Source organism: Frankia sp. CoBUL1 (genome assembly GCF_978021245.1).
The window spans coordinates 1-6,220 of the sequence record NZ_CDXDOS010000205.1 but is presented as its reverse complement, the minus strand read 5'-3'; the positions used below and the strand labels follow the sequence as shown (position 1 = coordinate 6,220).

Genomic DNA, 6,220 nt, shown 5'->3' with positions numbered 1-6,220 from the left:
GATCACGACGGACCCGCGCCTTAACTCGCCTCACCGACAGCACCCGACCGGCAACGCCGGCCGGGCATTCGGCGAGCCCTCCCACGACATCACCGAACACTTACTCCTACATCAACGAGCGGGTGAAGGAGTTCACCGCGGCGGGGCAGCCGGTCGTCAGCGTCGACACGAAGAAGAAGGAAGTTCTGGGCGACTATGCCGTCGCCGGTCGGGAGTGGCATCGCAAGGGGCAGCCGGTGCGGGTCCGCGCTCACGACTTCCCGGAGAAGGGCGCGCAGAAGGCGGTGCCGTATGGGGTCTACGACCTGGCCGCAGACTGAACTTGCCCCGGTTCCGTGCACAGGTCGGGCTTTTGAAGCTCCGGGAATTCGTGGATCCTGTACCAGCTCGATCTCTGGATCGTATCCATTCAGGATACAGGTTCCAGCACCCCTGAATGGATACCTTCCCGTCAGAGACACGGAGGCGGCCCGGTGGTTCTCGTGGTCGTTCCCGGCGCGCGCGCACGCCTGTCGTGGTCGTTCCCGGCGCGAGGCGGCAGGTCGGTGTGACCCGACACCGCCGGGGCATCCCGTCAGGGTGAGCAGACACACCCGTCGGCGTCGAACCGACAGCAGTCAAACCGACAGCAGTCGGGCTGACGGCAGTCGGGCTGACGGCAGTCGAACCGATCGGATGAGCGGGAATCGTCCGGCCGGGGGGCGCCGAGAGGACGACCGCACGCAGCCCGACCTCGACGACACGACCGCTGACGCGGTCGGCAAGCTCAGCGAGGCGCTGGAGTGGGTTGAACGGGCCCGCGGGGCGCTCTACGAATTCCATCAACTCTCCGGGCGGGCCGATCTGATCCTCGCGGAGGCGATTAGCGGTCTGGAAGACGCCGGCCACCCCCAGCTGGCTTCCTATGTGCGCCGGGAGCTGCACGGACGCAACGTCCTCGACGGGCGGTGGACCTTCCAGATCATCGAGGAGTACGACGACATCTACTACCGCCCCTTCGTTGCCGTGGACGAACAGGTCCGGCTGCGGCTCACCGGTGGGAGGCGCCACGTCCACGAGGCTCGCATGAAGGCTCAGGAGCGGGCCCGCGCCGGTCGGGACCTGTGGGGCCCGGGCGCCTGACCTACGGTCCACCGAGCGTCCACAGCGGGACGACCGGTGGACCGCGGCTCCGGGCCTGAAGGCAACCTGCCGGTGAGTTCAGGCATTCCGATGATCACAGATAGTCAGATGATCACGGCTTCAGAGCTCATGCCGACGGAGATCGCACCTCCGGCGGGCTCAGGCGTCCCGACGCTTGGCCAGGACGAGCCCGATGGCGAACAGGCCGAGGCAGATCGCGGCGAAGTACACCAGGGAGCCCCAAGGGCCGAAGGGCATCCCCTTCACCACGGGCGGCCCGTCGGAATGCTCCACCTGCCCGGCGACGATGAAGTTGTCGCCGTTGACAAACGGCAGCCAGTGCTGGATGTGGCGACCGACCCGGGGGATCGCCGGCAACAGGCTCTCCGCCAGGAACAGGTAGACGAGCATGATCACGATCGCGCCCGCCGACTGCCGGATGATCAGACCCAGAGCCAAGGCAAAGATCGCCGCGAACAGGTAGACCAGACCGACACCGAAGACGTTGCGGTACTCCTGCGCCGTGTCCAGGGCCAGGGGGGCATCCGGCCTGATCAGCTTGGCGACGCCCCAGGAAGCGAAGGCGGTGAGCTCGCCGACGGTCCCCGCGAGCAGGGCGACGACGACGGCCTTCGCGAGCAGTGCCGGCGTCCGGGTGGGCACCGCGAGGAACGTGGACCGGATCGTGCTGAAGCGGTACTCGGTGGTGACCGCCAGCGCGGCCATAACCATCATCACCACGAGGCCGAAGTTGTAGGCGAACTGGGTGACGTTCGGGGTGAGGTCGGCGAGGTCGTTATCGCTGGTCGCCGCCGCGAAGATCGAGGTCAGCCCCACGGTGAGCGCGGCCGCCAGGATCATGCACCACCACGGTGAGCGGGTCGAGAACAGCTTGATCCGCTCGACGGTGAGCAGTGTCATCGTCCAGTCCCTCCTCGTGCCGCCTCGGCCGAGGCCGACGAACCGCCACCGGCATCCACGCCACCGGCATCCACGCCACCGTCGACCGACTGGCGGGGTGTCCCGGCCAGTGGACCGGCGGCAGTTCCCGCCGGCACGGGCCCCGGCGGAGCACCTGTCGCCGACCGGCTGTCGCCCGGCCCCGGCGTCCCGGCGTGGTACTCCACCTCGCCGCCGGTCAGTTGGATGAACGCCTGCTCCAACGAGCCGCGCTGCGCCGCCAGCTCGTGCAGGACGAGCCCGATCCGACCGGCCAGCTCGCCGACCTGCTCGGTGCTGCTGTTCGACACGAGGAACGCCGCCGGACCACCGTCGCCGGCGGCGACGTCTCGAACCGCGAGGCCCTGACCGGTCAGCACGCCACGCAGCCGCTCCATCTCCGGCCCGCGGACCCGGACCGCCGACTCGGACGCCATGTCGATGAACGCATGGGTACTGGTCTGGGCGATCAGCCGCCCGCGACCGATGACGACGAGCTCCTGGGCGGTCAGCGCCATCTCGGACAGTAGATGACTAGAGACGAAGATCGTCCGGCCCTCGTCCGCAAGTCGATGCATGAACTGACGAATCCAGAGGATTCCTTCCGGGTCCAGCCCATTCACGGGCTCGTCGAAGAGAAGGACCTGCGGGTCACCCAGCAGGGCCGTCGCGATCCCGAGACGCTGTGCCATCCCGAGCGAGAAGCCACCCGCCCGCTTGCCGGCGACCGAGGTGAGCCCGACGATCTCCAGGACCTCGTCGACCCGCTTCCCGGGAATTCGGTTCGCCGCGGCCATCCACCGCAGGTGCGAGCGGGCGGAGCGGTTGGGATGCACCCATTTCGCTTCCAGCAGCGCTCCGACCTGGCGGAGTGGTTCCTTCAGCTCGGCATATCGCTTACCGTCGATACGGACCTGGCCTGCGCTCGGATTGTCGAGCCCCAGGATCATCCGCATTGTAGTGGACTTTCCCGCACCATTCGGCCCCAGGAAACCGGTCACCTTGCCTGGCTGCACCGTGAAGGACAGGTCGTTGACGGCGACCGTACGTCCGTACCGCTTGGTGAGCCCTTGCGCCTCGATCATTCCCCTCCTTGCCGTGGAACATCACTATGTCGGGATGACGGACCGGACCCGGGCTGCTGCCCGCTCGGTAGGACCCGCCGACGGCAGGCAGGTAGGCAGGTAGGCAGTTGCACCGACCGGCCGCGCCTCCCCCGGTTGGCATCATCGTCGCGGAGCACCCACCATCGAGCCAGCCGCTATCGGCCGGCGGAGTGTCATCCTGCCGACAGGAAACAGGCCGTGAACCCGCAGAAGATTTTCCAGCACCGCGCCGAAATGCACGGTGACGTCACGCTCACCGTTGGTCCAGGCCCGCAGCTTGCCCGAGGCGACGTTCAGTATGCTAACCAATCGCCCAGGGCGGACCGTCGGGGATGGACCGGCTACCAGCCGAGGTGGCACCCGCTCGGCTCGCCGGCGGATCAGCCGGATCAGCCGGATCAGCCGGATCAGCCGGATCAGCCGACGATGACCGGCGCCAGCCGGGCCCACTGCTCGCGCGGGAGCCGGGTGGGAGTGGAGGTCAGCACCTGGATGGCCACGTGATCGGCACCGGCCTCATGGTGCTCGGCGACCCTGGCTAGCACGGAGTCCACATCGCCCCAGGCCACCACGGCATCGACGAGGCGCCGCGAGCCGGCACCCGTCAGATCGTCCTCGGTGAAGCCGAGACGGCGCAGGTTGTTCACGTAGTTCGGCAGCTTCAGGTAGAACGCGAGGGTGTCGTGCGCGACCGCCCGGGCCTGAGCCGGATCGGTGTCGAGGATGACCATCTGCTCGGGCGCGAGTAGCGCGTCCGGGCCAAGCAGCTCCCCGGCGCGCCGGGTGTGCTCGGGGGTGGTGAGGTAGGGCAGGGCACCCGCGGTGCGCTGCGCGGCGATCCCCAGCACGCGGGGACCGAGAGCGGCCAGCGCCCGGCCGGCCCGCGGGACGCCCAGCTCGTCGAGGGTGTCGAGATAGTCGACGAGGACGTCGACGGGACGCTCGTAGCGACGGTCGATCCTCTTCTCCACCAGCTCCTTGTGGCCGGCACCGAGCCCGAGCAGGATCCGGTCGGGGTGCGCCTTCGCCAGCATGGCGTAATGATCGGCGACGACGTCCGCCGGTTCGGTCCAGATGTTGAGGATGCTGGTACCGACCACCAGCCGATCCGTGTTGTCCAGGATCGCGGCCGCGAGTTCAAGATCGCCACTGGCCGCGCCGATCCATACCGTCGGGACGCCGAGGGCCTCCACCTCGGCCGCGATCTCCGCCCGGGCCGGGACATCCTTCGGCCACTGCCGCTCGGTTGCCCACAACCCGATCCTGCCGACCTCTGCTACCACGACGAGCCCCTTCCGCGCAGGGAACTGCCACTGTCCGTGCCATTACCCCATCACGTCTGCTACCCCGTACGCACGCCCGGCATGTCGGCCGGTTCGTTGAATCTGTGGATCGGTAGTTCAGTGGATGGGCGGATCAGGGGATACAGGGGATTCAGGGACCGGAATGATCACGCGGACAGAGGAAGGTCGGGCACCGCGGTGGTCTGCGACACGGCGGCCTGCGGCCGCAGCTCGTCGAGGGACAGCTGGTGAACCGGCGGCCCGTCCAACACGATCCGAGAGGTCACGGTGAGATCGGCGGCCACATGCAGCAGCTCCCCGCTCTCCATCAACCGCCACCGAGGGTCCTCGTCCATCCGCTCGCTCTCGACCACGACCGCGGGCTTGGTGAGCAGGTCGAGAGAGCGGACCCGGATCTCGCTGAACGGACTCGCGTGATCAAGGTGGCGTTCGTTGCGCCCGCCCGGGCCACGCCGAAGGACGTACAGGCCATTGGTGTCCGGATACCGCAGAGCCCAGAGGTCCCGATCCGTGATGAGAATCATGTTGATGGAGTACAGCGGCAGGTTCTCGGCGGCCCAACGAGCGGCGGATGCGATTCCCTCGCCGACGTCCCCGTCACAGGCGTCGATCTCGCGGGTGACGAGGGCGAAGAACCGTTCCGAGTCGGTGTCACCGAGGACCGGGAGACCGGCCGTACCGAGCTCGGCGTCCAGCTTGTCCAGCCCCTCGATCACGCCGTTGTGCGCGAAGATCCGCCCGTTTCGAACGAACGGATGGGTGTTGTCCTCGCAGGCCCGGCCGGTGGAGGCGTGCCGGACATGCGCGACGAACGTCGAGGAGGTGACCTGCTGCGGCTCCTGGGCGAATGCCGTGTCGGCCCGGTTCCGGATGACCTGTTTGACCACCCACGCGGTGCCCTCGGCGTCGAATCCGCCGAAGCCAGCCCCCTCCGGGGTCCGCAGCGTCGCCGCCCGGGGACTGTCCGGCGCATCCAGCAGCCAGAAAGTCGCCTGCACCCTCGTCGGCCCGCTGCTCATCGCGAACAGATGACACATCTACGCCCTCCCTCGCCGATGTCGACGGCTCCGGTACTGCGCCGGCCAGGACGCTACTGGTTCCCGCGTCCCAGACGCGGGTCCACCGAGCGGTGGCCGGGTCGATTCCCCGAAGCGAAAATGGCAACGTTACCCCCGCCCCGGCGCCCGCGACATGCCGACGAATCTGCACGCGAATCCGCTTTCGTCAACCCGTCAAGGGCCTGCTGGCGCATCGGTCCCGCCGTGAGGGCCGCCGTGAGGGCCGCCGAGCAGAGGTCGCACGGCACCCGGACCCCGTCCGGGCACTGGCCGGGTGCCCGCCGGGACGCTGCATAGTGCCGACGGGCAAGGCGGTGTTCCCCGCACCCCGCCGGCCCCGCCGTGATCAACTTTCCGAGTCGTCACCCGACAACCGCCTGGGACCACTAACGGTGACACATCCGGATCGAAGCGACCATTGCATCCCGTTTTTTCCGTAAATTTGCACCACATCACGTGATCAGACGGCCTGTCAGACCGCACGATGATCAACCCTTACCTGACTGTCGGATCCTGCTCGGGCGACAACCGCAACCGTGTCCGGCCACCCGTACGACCGCCACTCCGGGCACCGACCGGGATGTCCGTACCAATTCGTTACCTTAAGTTTCCCTCGATCCCCCCGGAACCGCGGGACCATGAAGACGTCACTCCCCCTCCAGGGCTGCGCGAAGGTCGCGTGGTGTGACGG

Annotated in this window: 5 protein-coding genes and 1 pseudogene; 2 read left to right on the top strand and 4 right to left on the bottom strand. The window is 68.0% G+C overall.

Features of this window, described 5'->3' with window-relative positions:
• Positions 1-101 precede the first annotated feature (101 nt).
• Together AC08OX_RS13765 and AC08OX_RS13760 are read left to right on the top strand one after the other, a co-directional pair.
• Positions 102-317 (top strand): annotated as a pseudogene (locus tag AC08OX_RS13765) (ISAzo13-like element transposase-related protein); the annotation flags it as partial.
• A 358-nt stretch (positions 318-675) separates the two neighbouring features.
• Positions 676-1,122, top strand: coding sequence for a hypothetical protein (locus AC08OX_RS13760; protein ID WP_476608187.1), 447 nt, complete (start codon positions 676-678; stop codon positions 1,120-1,122).
• A gap of 159 nt (positions 1,123-1,281) precedes the next feature.
• On the opposite strand, the gene AC08OX_RS13755 is transcribed toward AC08OX_RS13760, so the two are convergent.
• The 4 genes from AC08OX_RS13755 to AC08OX_RS13740 all read right to left on the bottom strand — a co-directional run bounded on the left by AC08OX_RS13755 (position 1,282) and on the right by AC08OX_RS13740 (position 5,508).
• Positions 1,282-2,043 (bottom strand): ABC transporter permease, encoded by a 762-nt coding sequence (locus tag AC08OX_RS13755; protein ID WP_476608186.1) that lies wholly within the window; start codon positions 2,041-2,043, stop codon positions 1,282-1,284.
• On the bottom strand, positions 2,040-3,146 hold the full coding sequence (locus AC08OX_RS13750; protein ID WP_476608185.1) for an ABC transporter ATP-binding protein: 1,107 nt from the start codon (positions 3,144-3,146) through the stop codon (positions 2,040-2,042). The genes AC08OX_RS13755 and AC08OX_RS13750 overlap by 4 nt, the downstream gene beginning before the upstream one ends.
• Before the next feature lie 437 nt (positions 3,147-3,583).
• Complete coding sequence (locus tag AC08OX_RS13745) at positions 3,584-4,450, bottom strand: LLM class F420-dependent oxidoreductase (RefSeq protein ID WP_476608184.1); 867 nt, start codon at positions 4,448-4,450, stop codon at positions 3,584-3,586.
• A 167-nt stretch (positions 4,451-4,617) separates the two neighbouring features.
• Entirely contained in the window at positions 4,618-5,508 is an 891-nt protein-coding gene (locus tag AC08OX_RS13740; protein WP_476608183.1) for a class II glutamine amidotransferase, read from the bottom strand.
• Positions 5,509-6,220: the final 712 nt, after the last annotated feature.